13 protein-coding genes are annotated in these 16,302 nt (G+C 47.8%); all 13 read right to left on the bottom strand.

Annotated elements, in window-relative coordinates; genetic code table 11:
- Positions 1-58: 58 nt before the first annotated feature.
- A complete protein-coding gene (locus tag MRBLPE1_RS25965) occupies positions 59-919 on the bottom strand; it encodes an aminoglycoside phosphotransferase family protein (protein WP_364151121.1) in 861 nt (286 codons plus the stop codon).
- Between the two features lie 295 nt (positions 920-1,214).
- Complete coding sequence (locus tag MRBLPE1_RS25960) at positions 1,215-2,828, bottom strand: response regulator transcription factor (RefSeq protein WP_364151118.1); 1,614 nt, start codon at positions 2,826-2,828, stop codon at positions 1,215-1,217.
- Entirely contained in the window at positions 2,806-4,587 is a 1,782-nt protein-coding gene (locus tag MRBLPE1_RS25955) for a sensor histidine kinase (protein WP_364151116.1), read from the bottom strand. Before MRBLPE1_RS25955 ends, MRBLPE1_RS25960 begins: the two co-directional genes overlap by 23 nt.
- A gap of 48 nt (positions 4,588-4,635) precedes the next feature.
- Complete coding sequence (locus MRBLPE1_RS25950) at positions 4,636-5,514, bottom strand: carbohydrate ABC transporter permease (protein ID WP_364151113.1); 879 nt, start codon at positions 5,512-5,514, stop codon at positions 4,636-4,638.
- Between the two features lie 11 nt (positions 5,515-5,525).
- Positions 5,526-6,422: an ABC transporter permease gene (locus MRBLPE1_RS25945; protein ID WP_364151110.1), complete on the bottom strand. Its 897-nt coding sequence runs from the start codon at positions 6,420-6,422 to the stop codon at positions 5,526-5,528.
- A 102-nt stretch (positions 6,423-6,524) separates the two neighbouring features.
- The gene (locus MRBLPE1_RS25940) at positions 6,525-8,315 is read right to left on the bottom strand and encodes an extracellular solute-binding protein (protein ID WP_364151107.1); all 1,791 of its coding nucleotides are present in this window, start codon (positions 8,313-8,315) and stop codon (positions 6,525-6,527) included.
- 278 nt (positions 8,316-8,593) lie between these two features.
- Entirely contained in the window at positions 8,594-9,577 is a 984-nt protein-coding gene (locus MRBLPE1_RS25935) for a LacI family DNA-binding transcriptional regulator (RefSeq protein WP_364151104.1), read from the bottom strand.
- 105 nt (positions 9,578-9,682) lie between these two features.
- Entirely contained in the window at positions 9,683-10,633 is a 951-nt protein-coding gene (locus tag MRBLPE1_RS25930; protein WP_364151102.1) for a D-ribose ABC transporter substrate-binding protein, read from the bottom strand.
- A 36-nt stretch (positions 10,634-10,669) separates the two neighbouring features.
- The gene (locus MRBLPE1_RS25925; RefSeq protein ID WP_364151099.1) at positions 10,670-11,617 is read right to left on the bottom strand and encodes an ABC transporter permease; all 948 of its coding nucleotides are present in this window, start codon (positions 11,615-11,617) and stop codon (positions 10,670-10,672) included.
- Positions 11,607-13,109 carry a sugar ABC transporter ATP-binding protein gene (locus MRBLPE1_RS25920; protein ID WP_364151097.1) on the bottom strand — a complete coding sequence of 501 codons (1,503 nt, stop codon included), beginning with the start codon at positions 13,107-13,109 and terminating at the stop codon, positions 11,607-11,609. The genes MRBLPE1_RS25925 and MRBLPE1_RS25920 overlap by 11 nt, the downstream gene beginning before the upstream one ends.
- Before the next feature lie 29 nt (positions 13,110-13,138).
- Positions 13,139-13,537 (bottom strand): D-ribose pyranase, encoded by a 399-nt coding sequence (gene rbsD, locus MRBLPE1_RS25915; protein ID WP_364151095.1) that lies wholly within the window; start codon positions 13,535-13,537, stop codon positions 13,139-13,141.
- A 25-nt stretch (positions 13,538-13,562) separates the two neighbouring features.
- Positions 13,563-14,477: a ribokinase gene (rbsK, locus tag MRBLPE1_RS25910; RefSeq protein ID WP_364151092.1), complete on the bottom strand. Its 915-nt coding sequence runs from the start codon at positions 14,475-14,477 to the stop codon at positions 13,563-13,565.
- Positions 14,478-14,799: 322 nt separating this feature from the next.
- Positions 14,800-16,293, bottom strand: coding sequence for a 23S rRNA (uracil(1939)-C(5))-methyltransferase RlmD (rlmD, locus tag MRBLPE1_RS25905; protein ID WP_364151090.1), 1,494 nt, complete (start codon positions 16,291-16,293; stop codon positions 14,800-14,802).
- Positions 16,294-16,302: the final 9 nt, after the last annotated feature.

Raw genomic sequence — 16,302 nt, 5'->3', positions numbered from 1 at the left:
ATCCGTATTTTTCCAGGACTCAGATTAATACTTTAATTTTATTGGAACTGGTTTATCTTTAAACTCCAACTTTTTTCAGGAAGCGATTGTTTTTGATTATACTTTTGATCCTATTCATTGTATTAGGACCTTTGGGTGTCCCGCCTCTTCTGTTCAGCAAGATCCACCTAAGACAAGCGAGGGCTTCGAAAACTTCAAGATCTTCCCGGTTAATATCATTTTCCAACAGATAAGCGGAACGAAACACTTCGGCATATCGCTCCGAGATGTATATTTTTTTCAGGGTAAATGACCATGCAAAATCATATCTACGGTCCCCTAATTGACCGTTCGTCCAATCGATGACGGTGTAACGGCCATTTTCCTCCACTATATTTCCTAAATGAAAATCACCATGAATCATGCATTCTTGCTTTATCGGGATCATTTGAACAAGAGAAGCTAAAACATCATATAGGTCTTCATGTTCTCTTGCTCCGGGAAAAAAGTAGTCCATGAAATCGTACTTTGGAAGCTGGATATCACCAAAATCGTCCAAGTGAATTTGATGGATTGTTGATAATATGTTCGCAAGTTCCGTCATTTTCTTTTTATCCACTTTATGAATTGGCGTTCCGTCAAAGGTTGTTAACAACACCTGATCTGCGTTTGCATTTTTCCCCCAGCCCACTGGCTTAGAGACCGATACTCCCCGTTCAAAAAGGACATTCAATAATCGGAATTGAAAACGAATATCTGGTTTAGAGCTCTTGTTCCATACTTTCAAAACAAAACTCTCGTCATTTGAGCTTATCTTCATGACCTCTGCTTCGAATCCATGAGTCATTGCATATGTGGTTAAGGTATCTTCACGATGTAATAATTCATCCATTATTTCATTTTTTTCTACCCAATCTACGTCACTAATAGGGGTTCCCAATCCTAATCTTCCTTCCGCAAGGTTATTCCTATTCCTTCTTGATCCGTATGCACAACTGAACCTATGAGACGCAGCAGATACGAAATAAGCGATGAAGAAGGGTGTTCCATGATGACAAATAGTAGTATTTAAAGAAAAACTAACACAAAAACTTTTAGTCGTCTTATCGACCGAATTGAAATTAAATCAGAGAGGAGTCAAGGAATCTATGATAGATTCTTTGACTCCTCTCTTGATGCTTTACTTCTCACGAGTTAACCAGACCACGCTCTCTACATGCATCGTGTTGAAGCCCTTAGGACAACCCCGTTCGATCGCGAAATTCTTGCGGGGTCATGTACGTAAAGGACTTAAACAGCTTAATAAAATGCGGCACTGCCTGATAACCGACGATTTGGGCGATCTCGTAAATTTTTTTGTCGCTGCTGCGCAGCAAATCCAAAGCTAATTCCATCCGATATCGAAGGATATAATCGCTCAGATTGTTTCCCGTTTCTGCACGATACGCTCTCGACAAGTAGGCGGGATGAAGACCGATGTGCGCTGCGATCGTCTGCAGCGATAATTTGTCGTTCATGTTCTCGACGATGTAGTTATGAACCTTGTCGGCTAAACATGACTGCTTCTCGGATGAGTCTTCCGATTGCTCTCTAAGACTTCGGAGCATGAAGAATGCCCACTTCTCTAACTGCTTAAGCGAAGGAGCGGCCGGCATGAGCCCGAAGGAGGACTCGCCGAACTCGCTAAGTAACTTTCCTTTCTTGTGCGCTATATACTGATAGGCGTTAGCAATGGCGAAATAGGCTTCATTGGCATGCTCGGGAGGATGGTTCACGCTTTTCAGTTCAGCGAAAATTTCGATTAGTTTTTCCTCTGCATGTATCCAGTTCCCCGTATCGAGCAAATGAATCAGGAGGGGAGGTCGATACAGCGACGTCAGCGTTCCGATCTGATCCTGAGCGAGATTTCCCGCGATCCTTAAAAATGCACCTTGCCGCGTCTCTTCAATCCCCCTCATTCCATCGATTACCGATCGATACATTTCGGGAACGCTTTCGGGAAAGTACCTCCAGTTTTCGGCCAGTACGATGGAAACGTGGCCGCTCAAGAGGGACTCCGCCTTTTTCTTTAGCGCTGCCGCCCGGACGTCCATCGCATTTTGAAGGGTCTGCCCGTTCTCGTCGGTTCTCTCTTTGGCCGAAACGATAAAGACGAGGTATTCGTTATGATCGCGGCAGAACCACAAATGAAAGGCGTCCCGAAACAATTCCTCCGCCATATTCATAACCGCGTATTCAATAAGCTCTTTATCCATTTTTTCGTATTCTTGAAGCCTACCCTCAAGCCGAACGATGAACAAACCTACTTTCTGCTGCAGGGAGAACGGTAAGTTTAACAGGAAAAGCTTTCGTTCCAACTCCGCGCCCGGGATGCCGTTACCGTACAGCAGACGATTCAGCAGCTCGCCCTGCAGAGCGGGCAAATTTTCCCGAAATGCGTATACGTCGCGTTGTTGCTGTTGTTGCAGCTTCATCTCGCAAGCGATTTCTTCGGCTAATTTACCTAGCGTCTCCCGCATCTGATCCGGGTTAACCGGTTTCATCAAGTAGCCGGATGTATTATACGGGACTACGCTTTTTGCATATTCGAAATCCGCATACCCCGAAATAACGATAATTTTGACTTGACGCCCCATTTCGCGGATTTCCCGAATCAGCTCGATTCCGCTCATCTCCGGCATCCGGATATCTGTGATGACGATGTGGATGTTTTGTTCCTGATAGAGCTTTAAAGCTTCTTTACCGGAGTAGGCTTTATGAATACGGCCAATACCAAGTTCGTCCTTCGGAATCGTAGCAGCGAAACTGTCAACTTGAGAGGGGATATCATCTACGATCAGAACTTCCAATATCGGAATCACCTCCGTCCTTAATCTTCAACCCCACGCGAAGCCCGCCTAGATATGAATGTTCGATCAAAAGCCCTGAGGATTGTCCGAAGTAATGCCTTAGACGCTGATGAACGTTTCGCAGCCCAAGGCTGCTATCCCCGCTCGCCTGCAATGATAAGGAATATCTTAAAGATTCTAAAGCATCTTGATGCATCAAGGCGCCATTGTCTTCTATGATGAGTTCCCAACCGTCCTCGGACATTTTGCCCGTTATGACGACTTCGAACTTCCCTATCTTGCCCTCCATACCGTGTACGATCGCATTCTCGACCAGCGGCTGAAACAGCAGCCTTGGCATAAGAATAGACATCATTCCTTCTTCGATATGTTCATGAAAATGCAGGCGCTCGGACTGCATCCGATGGATTTCCAAGTAATTGCGAATCAATTCCATTTCTTCGGCCAATGAAGTCAGTTGTTGTTCCGTCCGGGTCGTATAACGGTAGTATTGGCTCAGGTGCTGCGTGAAAGCGACGATCACTTTCGTCCGTTCCAGCTGCGCCATGCTTTGAATAAAGGCGAAGTTATTATATAGAAAGTGCGGGTTGATCTGCGCTTGCAAGTGCTTGAGTGAGGATTCTTTGGCGTGAAGCTGTTCCGCATACACCTTATCGATCAGCGTCTGAATATCTTCGGACATCAGGTTAAACTGCTCGATCAAATAATGGAATTCATTGTGGGGTCCGCGCTTGATCCGATGATCGTACGCGCCCCGCCGGAGCGATCTCACCGCCCGGATCAGATCGTTTATCGGTTTCTGCACGTTGCGGTACAGCAAGCCCGCGGAGGCGATTCCCATCAACAGCAACAGCAAACCCGCGGCATAAAACATCCGCTTGCTGTGATTGATGGGCGCAAGCACCTTTTTCATCGGCTGGAAATCGACCAAATACCATCCCAGAGTGGTTGAGGTAACGTAATTCACAAGATACGGTTCATTCCGAAAGGTGATTTTGACAGCCCCTTCGGTCGGATTCTGCGCTTTGATGATAGCGAATTGCTCCGCCATGGCGCCAATCAACCCGGGATCGAGCTCCCGCGGCATGATCGGTTCAAAGTCCGGATGGTAGAGGAACGGCTGTCCGACACTGCCTTGCATAAACCTTTCGAGCATTTTCACAAGATTATTCGAAGTAAACGTGACTTCGACATACAAATTCGGATCTCCCTGTTTGGAAAGCTGCTCGAAAGGCGTAATCAAATCTCGCACGAACGCTTTCTCCGGTCCCCGGTCCGTCACGATTACGCGATAATCCCAACGTTCCTGACTCGCATTCCTGAAGTAATCCGCATCGTAAGTTTGCTTCAAATTCGTAGAAACGACGACATCCGATTGCGGAGAATATACGGTAAAATCGTTCACCCATTCGAAAGAGGTCGACTGCATATCGAGCTTCTGCAGCAGAAGTCTCTTCGATGCCAATAGGGAATAGTCGGGTTTGGAGGAAGGCATGAGCTGCAGCTGCAACGCATCCGGGTCGGTTGCGACGACGAAGGCGGCTCTCCATAACCGATTCGCCTCGACGTCCATCTGCTCCACGAAAAATCGGATCCGATTCAAGTTGATCTGAAGCAGCTCTTGTTCGACAACGTCCGTGCTGGTCTTATTCGAAGAATTATACATAACGATAATCGGGATAAGCATCAGGACGATCACGATCATGACTTTCGTGAAAATATTCATTTTGCCGGCTGTTCCGCGTCTGATTTTAAACATTCAAGCTCACCCGATTCAATCCTATTTTGGATGCAGGCCGTAATCCCTCTAGGACTTCACCGAGCCAAGTACGATTCCTTTAACGAAATACTTTTGCAAGAATGGATAGACAAGCAAAATAGGCAATGCCCCGATAAAAATTTGAGCTGATTTAACGGTACGATTAGAAAAATTCTCTATACTTTCCAATGTTACACCAACCCTTGATAAATTGTCACTTACAATCATGGAGTGTAAATAAGTAGCAAGAGGATACCCATCCGGATTAGACATATAGATCACGCCGTCAAACCATGAATTCCAATGGAAAACCATCGTAAACAAAGACAACGTCGCAATGGACGGCATCGATACGGGCAAATAAACACTCCAAAGCACTCTCAAATGGCCGGCTCCATCGATATGAGCGGCCTCTTCCAAATCCTGAGGAATCGTCCGGAAGAAATTGAGCATCAAAATCATATTCCATACGCTGACCGCCGAAGGCACGACCAATGCCCATATGGTATCGATCAAGTGCAACTTGCTTACCAATATATAAGAGGGAATCAGCCCTCCCGAGAACAACATCGTAAAGACGAAAATCCAAATGTAAATTTGACGCCCCTGGAATTTATGATTGGTTTTCGACAAACTGTATGCTGCCATCGTAACGACAACCATCGACAACACCGTGCCTAACACGGTCCGCTCTACTCCGATCCACAAAGACCGGATGAAATTCGCGTTGCCGAGCGTCTTCACATAGGCATCCGTCGTAAAGCCGACCGGCCAGAAGTTGACGATATTCGCTGTTGCCGCAGCCCGTGAGCTGAAAGACAACGCAAGTACGTGAAGAAGAGGAAGAATGCAAATCAGCGATAGCAAGGTAAGAAAGATCGTGTTCGAGAATGTAAATACGGTGTACCCTCTAGAGCGATAGCGCATAGTCGTCCTCCTTAAAATATCCGGTAATTAGCTAACTTGAAAGCCATTCTGTAACTGATCACGATCAAGACGAAGCCGATCGCCGATTTGAAGAGTCCGATCGCCGTACCGAAGCTGAACTGTCCGTTGTTCAATCCTTCCCGATAGACAAACGTATCGATGATATCTCCATGCGAATATACCAAAGGGTTATATAAATTTAGAATTTGATCGAATCCGGCATCCAGAATCCGACCGAGCGACAACGTCGCTACAACGATGATGATCGGCATGATAAGAGGAACGGAGATCGATATAACTTGCTGCCAACGGGAAGCCCCGTCGATTTCGGCTGCTTCGTACAAAGCCGGATTGATTCCCACCAGCGTTGCCAGAAATATAATCGCGGAAAACCCGAATTCTTTCCACACGTCGCTTAGAACGACCGTAAACCGGAACCACTCGCCGTCACCTAAGAAAAAGATGCTCGGGATGTCGAACGAATTCAGAATACGATTGACGATTCCGCCCTCCGTTGACAGAATATCGATCAATATGCCGCCCAGAATCACCCACGACAAAAAGTGTGGCAAATAGACAAGCGTCTGCACGACTCTCTTAAAATACGTTTTACGGACTTCATTGAGCAACAGAGCGAAAACGACCGGGATAATTAAGTTCACGAACAATTTGAACCCGGAAATGATTAACGTATTCCAAATGACCTGCTTGCCGTCCGGATACGTGAACAGGTACCTGAAATGATCTAAGCCTACCCAAGGCGAATTTTTGATCCCAAGCCATGGTTCATAGTCTTGGAAGGCAATGACGGCCCCGAACAAAGGAATATATTGAAACACGATGCACAATGCTAAAGCCGGCAACAATAGCACATGAAACGGCCAGGTTTTTCGCCAATACGCTGCCATTACGCACACTTCCTATCCTCTGAAAAATAGAGGAGGAGCGAGCCAAGGCTGCCCTCTCCTCCGTCTTCAATTTATTATTACTTCAATTGCAATCCGCGATCATTATTGGTTTTTCGCGTACCATTCGTTGACTTCATCCGTAATCTTCTGGCCGCCGTTATCCAGCCATTGTTTTACGAATTCGTCGAAGTACTCGATCGGTTTTTCTCCGTAAATGATTTTGAGATAGCTTTCTGTAGCGAGTTTCTTCAGCAATTCGCCTTTGGATTTCATCGTCGGCGTCATCGGACCGGTAAAATAGTTTTTGCCTTCGGTGATGTTTTGGTTAATCCGAACGCCCGCGGCGTCAAGCTGTCTCTTCTTCATTTGCTTGACGTCGATTTCCATCGACGTTAAGGGCTCGGCGTCTGGATCGGCCAAAAACTTCTTGACCGCTGCAACGTTGGAGTGCGGAATACTCGTATAGTTGCCGAGAATATTCGTCATCATGAATCTCATATCTATAGTGGCGCCGTCTTTCAGCGGCCATTGGTCTGCCGGGACACCTGCGGCTTCGTAGTTGCTCTTGATGATTTTGCCGTCCAATTTCACGTAATCGTACCCTTCGTAGAATCCGTCTTTCCAACGCGGATCGAAGTACGGATCACCTTCCATCTCCAATTTCTTCGCGAATATTTTGTTAAAGTACGCGAACCAGGCTTCGATATTTTCGAAGTCTTTGTTGAATACCGTGAAGCCCTGGGCCAATGGCTTCTCGGCGCGTCTCGCCTCTCCGTCCGCACCGGCTGGAAGCGGATATGGCTGGAAATCGGCATCCGGATTGTTCTTGGTGGCGTCTCCGAGCGGCCAATCACCCATCCAGAACGGCCCGAACATAATACCGGCCTTACCGCTGGCTGCCAATTCGGAGGCTTTCGCCGGATCCTTGATTCCGGCTTCTTTATCCATGTAGCCTGTGCTCATCCAATCCCTCATTTTTTGCAAATACAGTTTGGCGTCCGGATGGATCGCGCCGTAGCTCAACTTGCCGTCTGCACCCTTGTTCCAGAACAAGCGCACGTCGTAAGTATTGATCATTTGATCGGTGAGTGCGCCTACGATCGCGTCTGTCTGACCCATCCATGTCCAAGGCCCTTCTTTAAGCGGCACGGCCAAACCGATCGTATCGTTCTGTCCGTTTTTATCGGGGTCGTTCTCTGTGAATTGCTTGAGAACGTTTTCGAATTCGTCCAACGTTGCGGGTGGCTCCAGACCCAGATTGTCAAGCCAATCTTTGCGGATCCACATTACAGTGCCTTCGTCGCCCATGAAGAAAGCTGGTAAACCGTAAATCTTGCCGTCTTTCTTGACTTCGCCCAGTGCGTAACTATACGTCTCCAACATCTTCTTATACTCGGGATGCGCGTATTGCTCGATGGCTTCGTCCAGAGGCATCAGTTTATTGGCCGAGAGCAAGCTTTGCAACGGATCGCCCCCTGCCGCGAATGCATCAGGCAGCTTGCCGCCGCTGGAAAGCAGGAGGCGAAGTTTCGTATCGTAATCTTCCGGCTTTGTTACAATAAAATCGAATTTCACGTTGATCCCCATATTCTCTTTCATCCAACGGAGATTCACGTTGTCTTCCATAGACTCTCCGGGCTTGAACGCATTCCCCCTCGAAGTGCCATCATCTACGATAGCAGTCGTAATTGTAACCGGAGGGTCGAACTTCTGATTCCATCCTTTCGACGACTCTGCCGCATTACCGGTTTCCGATGCAGATGGACTATTAGCTGAGCTTGACGGACTTGCCGAGTTTTGATTGTTACTGTTCGTACAAGCGGCTAATGTCGTTAGTAGTCCAATTGCAATCGAAAGCGTTAATAACCTTGCAACCTTCGAATATCGACTCATAGTTTACCCCTTTTCTGTACATTGGTTGGTACACTTCAAATTATAGGTACATGGCTGGATGGCGTATATATTCGATTTTTAACTTGATATCGCAAAACGTACATTTACCGAAGCAAACCCGTTACAACAAAAAAAAGCCTAACCCTCTTATCGATAAGGGCTAGGCTTGTGTTCGATATACAAATAGGCCAACAAGTCGAATTTATCGGTGAACCTTGATTTTCATTCCTAAGAACAGCCTTTGATTTTAACTCAGATGTAGGGGACAGCCCGAGGCGCTATGTTGTAGCCTTTCGCAGCAGTTCCACATCAAACTCGTAATTTTTACGCTCGATTGGTTCATTGTTGATTAAACGGATCAAATAATCCATTGCGGTTTTGCCGATCGAATAAATTTGTTGCGAGATGGTCGTAATTTCAGGGTAAACCATGTCCATTCGAATGCCGTCGAAGCCGATTAGCTTCACTTGCTCCGGGACCTTGACTCCCATCTCTATTAACGCCTTTAACGCTCCAGATGCCATCAAATCATTGCCTGCAAATACACCATCCACATCAGGATGCAGCTTATAAATTTCCTTCATTGCTTGATAGCCCCCTGCAACGCTGAAGTTCCCATAACCGATCAGACTTGGCATAAACCAAGGCAAATCTCTGCACACTTCTTCATAGGCAAGCGTTCTCTCCCTGGATGGATGCACAGGCGTAGGGCCAGAAATATGCGCAATCTTGCGACACCCGACAGACAGAAGATGCTCAACTGCCATTTTACCGCCCTTACGGTTCGCTGCAGTGACCGAAAGGATGGGATAGTCGGAAAAAGATTTATCGATAGCTACAATCGGTATGTCTCGGTCCTGTAAGGCAATGATTTGCTCAGGCAGTACGGTATAAGATGAAATAATAATGCCGTCTATCTGTTTGTTGACAAGTGTTTCGATATACTTCTTTTCTTTGTCCGGATTATTGTCCGTATTGCATAGCACAAGCGTGAAACCGTGAGCCGCTGCCGCATCCTCGGCTGCGCGGGCTATTTCGGGGAAAAAGGGATTTAAAATATCTGGCACCATTAAAGCAACGGCAGCTGTTTTTTTGCCTGCCAAGCTTCTTGCAATATTGTTAGGCTTATAATTCAGTTTTTGTATCGCTGCCATAACTGCGATTTCTGCTTCCTTGCTGACATAGCCACTTTGATTTAGCAGTCGGGATATGGTGGCGACGGACACGCCAGCTAGTTTGCTAACATCTTTAATTGTAGTCATTAATAGTAAAATCCTTTCGCGATTCAGCTTGGCTTTTGATAAAAACAAGTGTGTTTACGCTCGCGGGAACGTAAATACACTTGTTTGGCTTAAAGCTGCTCGTTACTATTTAGCGGAATCTTTCGTAATGAGCTCAAGCTCAACAGGAATCGATTCCTCAACCGTTTCGCCTTTGGCAATTTTTATAGCGGTTTGTACTGCTAAAATACCCATCATATCAGGTTTTTGCGCTACAGTCGCGCTCAATTTTCCTGCGAATACTTCCTTTACAGCATCATCAGTCGCATCGAAGCCGACGACAAGGATACCAGCTGCGCCTGCTGCTTCAATCGCCTTGAGAGCGCCAAGCGCCATTTCATCATTATGAGCGAAAACGGCTTTAATGTCCTTGTTTCCTTGCAAAATATTTTCCATAACAGTCAAACCTTTAGCCCGATCAAAATCGGCAGGCTGTTTGGCCGCTATTTGGATACCGCTCGATTTGGCGATTTCTTCATTGAAGCCCGCACCGCGCTCGCGAGCTGCAGAAGAGCCCGGAATACCTTCTAGTTCGACAACCTTGCCTGTTCCGCCAAGCTGCTCAGCGAGAAACTTCGCAGCAAGCACGCCGCCAGCCTTGTTGTCGGAAGCGATATGCGTCGTTACTTTTCCGCCGTCGGACGTACGATCGACCGTAATAACGGGAATGCCTGCTGCGTTAGCGGATTCCACTGCGGGAACGATCGCTGCCGAATCTGTAGGGTTAATAATAATGACATCTACCTTTTGTTGAATTAAATCCTCGATCGAGGACGCTTGCTTAGCGGCATCATCCTGCGCGTCAACGGTAATCAACTCAGCCGATCCAGCCGCAGCAGCTGTCTGGGCGCCTTCTTTCAAGGTAACGAAAAATGGATTGCTTTGCGTCGATACGGCAAGTCCGATCTTTATGCCCTCTGTTTTGGCTCCGGATTGTTCAGCTTCTTTGTTTCCTGAGCCTGGAGCCGTTGTTGAACAGCCTGCAAGGAGCAGTGCTGTAATCATACCGATGCTTACTAGTTTTGTTGTCTTTTTCATGTTGCAACCACCTTTTCTTTGTTTGAATTATATGATTTAGCTATTGGCTTTCTTGCGATCAAGCAATACCGCCAACAGAATAACCATCCCTTTAACCACCTGCTGATAAAACGATGAGACACCAAGGAGATTCAAACCGTTGTTCAAAACGCCGATAATGAGCGCTCCCACCAGCGTGCCCACGATCCATCCTTTGCCGCCGGATAAGCTAGTACCGCCCAGCACGACAGCTGCAATAGCATCCAGTTCATAGCCCGTACCGGCATTTGCCTGCGCGGAGTTCAGGCGAGACGTAAGAATGATTCCCGCAAGCGACGACAGCAGTCCTGTCAAGGCATATACATAAATCTTAAAGCGTCCGGTCTTAATGCCTGAAAGCAGCGAAGCCTCTTCATTGCCTCCGATTGCGTATATATTTCTGCCGAAAGTCGTTTTGCGCAATATAAAAAATAATACGGCAAAAATAATGATTGTAATAATAACCGGAACAGGTACTCCAAAAAAGTAACCTCCGCCAACTAATGTGAATAATTCGCTTTCAAATCCAGTTATAGGCCTGCCATCCGTATAGACGAGTGCTAAGCCCCGGTATATGGTCATCGTCGCCAGCGTCGCGATAAATGGCGCAATTTTTGTCTTCGTAATCAGAAGACCATTAATCGCTCCCATAACTCCACCGGCAACAAGTCCAATGATTATAGCGGTTAATGGGTCCATTCCGCCGTTCAACAGCCCTGCGGTCAACGCTCCAGATAGTGCCAGCGTTGCGCCTACGGATAGATCGATGCCCCCGGTCAAAATGACAAAGGTCATGCCAAAAGCGATTAAAGCATTAATGGAAACTTGGCGGAACACGTTTAATATATTGTTTACGGTCAAGAAATTTGGGCTAGCTATAATTAAAATGACGGTAATAATAAGAAGTCCGATGAGCGGACCCAGCTTCTGCAAAGTAGATGATCGTTGTTTTTTGTCAATGGCCATTGCCGCTTCCTCCTGTCGCCGCATGCATGATTGTTTCCTGATTCATTTGCGCCTTGTCCAAAATAGAGGAGATGCGTCCCTCATGAACGACAATAACGCGGTCGCTTACTCCTAAAACTTCGGGCAAATCGGATGAAACCATAATAATCGTGACGCCCTGCTCGCTAAGCTCGTTCATCATGCTGTAAATTTCCTTTTTTGCCCCGACGTCTACCCCTCTTGTCGGCTCGTCCATAATGAACACTTTCGGCAGCTCGCCTAACCATTTGCCGATGGCAACCTTCTGCTGATTGCCTCCGCTTAACGATTTAACGGTCTGCTCAGGATCACGCGTTCTAATATTAAACCGCTTAATCATTTTATCCGACAGCTCGTTATCCTTTTTGGCAGAAATCACGCCAGAGCTAGCAATACGCTTATAATTGGTTAAGGATAGATTTTCACGGACAGACATGCCGAGCACTAATCCCTGATGCTTGCGGTCTTCCGTCACGAACACGATTCCCGCTTCGATAGCTCGCGCCGGGCTGTTGATTGCAACCTCCTGGCCGTCAATAAAGATTTTACCCTGCCTTTTCTTGTCGGCCCCGAACAGCATACGTACAATTTCCGTCCGGCCTGCTCCCATAAGTCCGGCAATGCCGACAATTTCTCCGGCTGCTGCGGAGAAGCTTATACCGCTTAGCTTCCTGCCGTCGCTTAAATTCTCTACGCGAAGCCGCTCTGCTCCAATTTTGCTCCTGCGCTCCGGATAACGTTCGCCAATCTCGCGGCCGACCATTAATCGAACGATATGCTCAACCGTCGTTTCGGCTATCTTCTCCGTTCCGAGAAAAGCTCCGTCACGCAGAACAGATATACGGTCACACATCCGAAAGATTTCCTCCATCCGATGTGAGATGTAGACAATGCCTACGCCTTCGCGCCGCAGTTGATCCATTATTTTAAACAAAGCCTCGATTTCGCGATCCGTCAGTGCCGCGGTCGGCTCATCCATAATAAGAACCTCGGCATTTTTAGACAGCGCTTTCGCAATCTCGATCATTTGCTGCTGTCCGATAGACAATGTATCCGCCTCAACATCTGGATCAAGCTCAACACCCAGACGCTGTAAATATTCACGCGTCTTGCGTTTCATTTCCTTATCGCGTACAATTCCGGATTTGCCATAGGTTAGCTGTCTTCCGAGAAACATGTTTTCGGAAACAGACAGCTTCGGAATAATGTTCAGCTCCTGATGAATGATCGCAACGCCCATATCCTCAGCTTGCCTCGGGTCCGTGAACATCACTTCCTGCCCCTTGACCTTAACTGAGCCAGAGTCGGCCTTGTACACGCCTGTCAAAATTTTCATCAATGTTGATTTGCCTGCGCCATTCTCCCCCATCAGTGCGTGAATTTCGCCTGGCTTGAGCTGAAATGCGGCGTCCTTCAAAACTTGTACAGAGGAAAAGGATTTATGAATGCCAGTCATATCAATTAGAAACTCCATTGTTGCCACCCCTTTGCTGAACAGCGCCTTTATTTGAAAAAAACGCCTGATTGCAGAATGATGTTCGCGTATGGCGTTGCTTCGCCCGTACGAATCACCGCTTTCGCTTGTAAGGTTAGTCTTTTAAGCTCCTCATGCGATACTTGCTTGATCGGAATGCCGTTCAGCAGCATCTTTGTGCTGTCATAGACCGGAACATTTTGTTCCGTCATTTCAGTGGCGATGATGGCTGATTCAACCTCCATATCGGCAAGCACCGCTTCTAACGTATCAAGGTAAGACGGTAGGCCAGGCTTTACAGCCAAATCGATTCGTTTAACCGAATCAGGAATCGGCAGCCCGCAATCACCAATTACGATACAGTCGGTGTGGCCCATTCTGGCAATTACTGCTGCTATCTCACTGTTTAATATGCCGTTTCTTTTCATCTGTAAGTCCTCTCGAAGTTAAATATTAAGATTGCGTTTCCATAAAACGTTCGACATCAGGCCGTAAAGGCATTCCGCTCTGTGCACCAAGCTTCGTGACTGATAGTGCGCTGGCAGCGACTGCGAACTTAACCGCCTCATCCAGCGACGCCCCCTCACTTAGCTTCACTGCCAGTGCGCCGTTGAAAGTATCTCCTGCACCGGTGGTATCCACCGCCTCTACTGTTCTCCCCTGCTCATGTATGATCTCGCTGCCCGCCGTTTTGTAAAATGCTCCCTTGCTGCCGCCGGTCATCACGATACGATGCGGATACAGGTCAAGCAGCTGCTCGTAAGTTCGTTCCTGCTTGTCGTCAACGCCTAACAATATGGCAAGCTCGAATTCATTCGGCGTAATCATATGAACCTGCTCAAGCAGCTCTTTAGGCAGCTTAATCGCGGGAGCAGGATTCAACAAAACTGGAATGTCCAGCTCATTAGCGAGCCTTATGGCTGTCTCCACTGTATCGAATGGAATCTCCTGCTGAAGCAAGACCATATCCGAGTTTGCAATGATTTCCTTCAAGTCCAAAATATCGTTTGGATGCAGGGAATGGTTTGCCCCGGGGATAACAATGATTCGATTATCATTGTCGCATAGGGTGATCGTCGCTATCCCTGTCGAGATATGTGGAACCGTTTTCACATTGGTCGTATCGATGCCTTCCTTCTCCAAATCCTCCATGAGCTGCTTTGCGAAGTGATCTTCGCCAACACAGCCGATCATCGTCACTTGTGCCCCAAGACGTGCACAAGCTACGGCTTGATTAGCTCCTTTCCCACCAGTGAAGCTAGAGAAAACGCTACCAAAAATCGTCTCGCCTTGATTCGGCATGATATCTGTTTCTGTCACCATATCTATATTCATGCTTCCTATTACTGTAATTTTCGGCTTCGTCAATTTAGCACCTCTTTATCTGCAGCAGATTATGATTCATGTTGTGTAATCGGTTACACATTTTTTTCTCATTTTATTACTCCGTCTTAATATTGTCAACTGCAAAATTAAAAGCTAGGAAAACAAGTAATGGCTTAATGCAAACATCTGATGCGGTCATGTTCTCTGTTCGGCCGATTAATCAGCTGCCGTTAAGTTTGAATCCTTGTTTACCAATCAGATTTCAGGACAAAAAAATGACGCTTAGGATCAACTCTTCCTAGCGTCATTTTGACTTATATTGAATTACAAAACCCAACAGATATCAGGTTTTTAGCTCTCTGTATTAACCCTCACGAGTTAACCAGACCACGCTCTCCACATGAACCGTCCAAGGGAACATATCCACAGGCACAACCTCAGCCGTCCGGTATCCGCCGTCCTCAAGCACGCGCAGGTCTCTTGCCAGTGTAGAAGGATTGCAGCTCACGTAAACGACTCTTTCCGGCTGCATCGCCAGAATCGTCTCAAGCAATGCGGGATCGCAGCCTTTGCGAGGCGGATCAACGACGATCACATCCGCCGTAATGCCTTCCTTGCGCCAGCGCGGAATGACAACTTCGGCCGGCCCTGCCTCAAAAGAAGCATTGGTAATGCCGTTCAACGCCGCATTGCGAGCCGCATCTTCAATGGCTTCCGGTACAATTTCCACGCCATAGACGCGTCCAGCCTGCCGAGCGAGGAACAACGATATGGTGCCGATGCCGCAGTAGGCATCAATTACGGTTTCCGCACCCGTCAATCCGGCATATTCCACGGCTTTGCGGTAAAGCTCAACCGTCTGCATCGGATTGACTTGATAAAATGATCTCGCCGAGATCGCGAAGCGGATGCCGTCGAGCTCGTCATAGATGACCTCGCTGCCCCAAAGAACAAGCGTCTCATCGCCGAAAATAACGTTCGTGTTCCGCTCGTTAACGTTCTGAACGATGCTCTTCACGCCGGGCAGCTCCTCGCGGATACGCTTCACCCATTGCTCCGACTGAGGCAGCTTCTTGCCGTTCGTCACCAGTACAACCATGATTTCGCCTGTCACGACACCCGTCCGCGCCATAACATGGCGCAGCACGCCGCGGCCCGATTCTTCATCGTAAGGCGATGCGCCCAGCTCCCGGCCGATCCGCTTCACGACGCGAATCACTTCGTCGTTATGCTCATGCTCGATGAGGCAATCGTCCATGTCAATGATCCGGTGGCTGCCGCGGGCGTAGAAGCCCGCAATCAATTGCCCGTCATGCGCGCTTGTACCAATGGGTACCGAAGCTTTGTTCCGGTATCGCCAAGGCTCGTCCATGCCAACCGTCGGATGAACGATGATTCCCTCAGAAGCGTTCTTCCCATCTGCAAGACTTCCTTCACCGGCAACGCCCAGCTTCCCGATCCGCATCAAATTGTCCACGACATGCTGCCGCTTCCACTCCAGCTGCGCCGGATAATCAAAGTGCTGCAGCTGGCAGCCGCCGCACTCCTTATAGATATCGCAAGGCGGTTCAATGCGGGTAGGACTCTTCAGCAGCAGCTCCTCAAGTCTCGCATAGCCGTACTGCTTCTTCACCTTCATCACCTTGGCGCGCACCCGTTCACCGGGAAGCGCCCCCTGTATAAAAAGGGTAAAGCCGTCAGCGCGGCCTACCCCTTCTCCGTCATGCGTCAAGCCGATTATATCGACAGTGACTTCTTCATTTTTCTGAAAAGGCGCATCTACCGGAACCGCCGCCGCATTCGTACCCGCTGCGCCGCGCGATCTCCCTTTGCCGCCCCTGCTTCTGCCTTTGTTCATAAACTCTCT

The sequence above is a fragment of the Paenibacillus sp. LPE1-1-1.1 genome, from assembly GCF_040676435.1.
Lineage (GTDB): Bacteria > Bacillota > Bacilli > Paenibacillales > Paenibacillaceae > Pristimantibacillus.
Note: the sequence above shows the minus strand (reverse complement) of the source record. Positions and strands in the feature narration are given on the sequence as shown.